This is a genomic window from Mesorhizobium sp. ArgA1 (assembly GCF_053714375.1).
The window spans coordinates 1,107,501-1,110,000 of record NZ_JBSKBQ010000001.1 but is presented as its reverse complement, the minus strand read 5'-3'; the positions used below and the strand labels follow the sequence as shown (position 1 = coordinate 1,110,000).

The following is a 2,500-nucleotide window of genomic DNA, read 5'->3' as shown; positions in this document are numbered from 1 at the left end:
CATACACCGAAGCTTAGGGTTTGGTCCGCAAGGGCCAAGCGGTAGCGGAGCGTTCTGTAAGCTGATGAAGCCATACCCGTGAGGGGTGGTGGAGGTATCAGAAGTGCGAATGCTGACATGAGTAACGTAAGGGGAGTGAGAGACTCCCCCGCCGAAAGACCAAGGGTTCCTGCTTAAAGCTAATCTGAGCAGGGTTAGCCGGCCCCTAAGACGAGGCGGAAACGCGTAGTCGATGGGAACCACGTTAATATTCGTGGGCTTGGAGGTAGTGACGGATCGCACAAGTTGTCCAATCTTATCGGATTGAACGGGCAGCGGAGCGGTTCCAGGAAATAGCTCCTCCTTATAAACCGTACCCGAAACCGACACTGGTGGTCAGGTAGAGTATACCAAGGCGCTTGAGAGAACTATGCTGAAGGAACTCGGCAAATTGCACGCGTAACTTCGGAAGAAGCGTGACCCTTTTCTACGCAAGTAGAGGAGGGTGGCACAGACCAGGGGGTAGCGACTGTTTATCAAAAACACAGGGCTCTGCGAAGTCGCAAGACGACGTATAGGGTCTGACGCCTGCCCGGTGCTGGAAGGTTAAGAGGAGGGGTGCAAGCTCTGAATCGAAGCCCCAGTAAACGGCGGCCGTAACTATAACGGTCCTAAGGTAGCGAAATTCCTTGTCGGGTAAGTTCCGACCTGCACGAATGGCGTAACGACTTCCCCGCTGTCTCCAGCATAGACTCAGTGAAATTGAATTCCCCGTGAAGATGCGGGGTTCCTGCGGTTAGACGGAAAGACCCCGTGCACCTTTACTATAGCTTTACATTGGCATTCGTAGTGGCATGTGTAGGATAGGTGGTAGGCTTTGAAACCTGGGCGCCAGCTCAGGTGGAGCCACCCTTGAAATACCACCCTTATTACTATGGATGTCTAACCGCGGCCCGTTATCCGGGTCCGGGACAATGTATGGTGGGTAGTTTGACTGGGGCGGTCGCCTCCTAAAGAGTAACGGAGGCGCGCGATGGTGGGCTCAGAACGGTCGGAAATCGTTCGCTGAGTGCAATGGCATAAGCCTGCCTGACTGCGAGACTGACAAGTCGAGCAGAGACGAAAGTCGGTCATAGTGATCCGGTGGTCCCGCGTGGAAGGGCCATCGCTCAACGGATAAAAGGTACGCCGGGGATAACAGGCTGATGACCCCCAAGAGTCCATATCGACGGGGTTGTTTGGCACCTCGATGTCGACTCATCGCATCCTGGGGCTGGAGCAGGTCCCAAGGGTATGGCTGTTCGCCATTTAAAGCGGTACGTGAGTTGGGTTCAGAACGTCGTGAGACAGTTCGGTCCCTATCTGCCGTGGGTGTAGGAATATTGAAAGGATCTGTCCCTAGTACGAGAGGACCGGGATGGACGGATCTCTGGTGGACCTGTTGTGGCGCCAGCCGCATAGCAGGGTAGCTATATCCGGACGGGATAACCGCTGAAGGCATCTAAGCGGGAAACCCACCTTAAAACGAGTATTCCCTGAGAACCGTGGAAGACGACCACGTTGATAGGCCGGGTGTGGAAGAGCGGCAACGCTTGAAGCTTACCGGTACTAATAGTTCGATCGGCTTGATCGTTCTCATTCCTTATGCTCATCTCGGCGCAATCCAAAGATTGTCGCCACGATGATCTGACCAGCGCTCACGCGTCGTATCGGCCTTCGGCCGGACGCTCCGCGAGGGCGCCGGAAAACCGGCGACGCGCAGTCGCGCTTGCGGGCTATGCCCGAAAGCCAACCGCAAAGGCGTCGCCTTGGCACAAAAACAGCTTCTCGAATAACGTGCGTTTTGCCGACCTGGTGGTTATGGCGGAGCGGCTGCACCCGATCCCATTCCGAACTCGGCCGTGAAACGCTCCAGCGCTGATGGTACTTCGTCTCAAGACGCGGGAGAGTAGGTCGCTGCCAGGTCTGCCAAACGCACGTTGCTTACATCAAGGATCAAACGATCCCGCATGAAGCGAAATCTTCTCTCTACGATTTTTGTGGTGCATGTCGTTATCCCAAAACCGCTAAGCACTTTTGGGCGACATGCATGAGGCCCGCCAACGGGAACACGGGCCGCGAAAGCGGCCCTTTCATTTGGTGGCAAAAACATATCCAGCAAGAAATTCCTTGCTGAATTCGGCAAGCAAGCGTTTGCCCAGACGGGACAAGCAAGAGCTTGCCCGGAGGTGACGCGGGGTGGAGCAGCCCGGTAGCTCGTCAGGCTCATAACCTGAAGGTCACAGGTTCAAATCCTGTCCCCGCAACCAACATCAAAAAGCCCGCCTCGTGCGGGCCTTTTTTGTATCGCGCAGCCGCCGCCGGCGGTTTTAACCTGCATTGCCGCCTGCAACGAGGCCAAGCAGACGCCACCGCACAAAGAAGTCAAATCCTTCCCCATCCCAAGCCAACTTTCTCGGCGCCCGCTTCTCGAAACGAGATCCCTCGCCGGTGGCCTAGCCGTCATGTGCAACCACACCCA

1 tRNA gene and 2 rRNA genes (1 of these 3 running past the window's edge) are annotated in these 2,500 nt (G+C 55.9%); all 3 read left to right on the top strand.

Annotation, left to right across the window (positions count from 1 at the left end):
* Positions 1-1,612: ribosomal RNA gene (locus ACWGTI_RS05400) — 23S ribosomal RNA — on the top strand (it extends 1,190 nt beyond the left edge of the window).
* A 217-nt stretch (positions 1,613-1,829) separates the two neighbouring features.
* Positions 1,830-1,944: ribosomal RNA gene (gene rrf, locus ACWGTI_RS05395) — 5S ribosomal RNA — on the top strand.
* A 267-nt stretch (positions 1,945-2,211) separates the two neighbouring features.
* Positions 2,212-2,288: transfer RNA gene (locus ACWGTI_RS05390), tRNA-Met, on the top strand.
* Positions 2,289-2,500 lie beyond the last annotated feature (212 nt).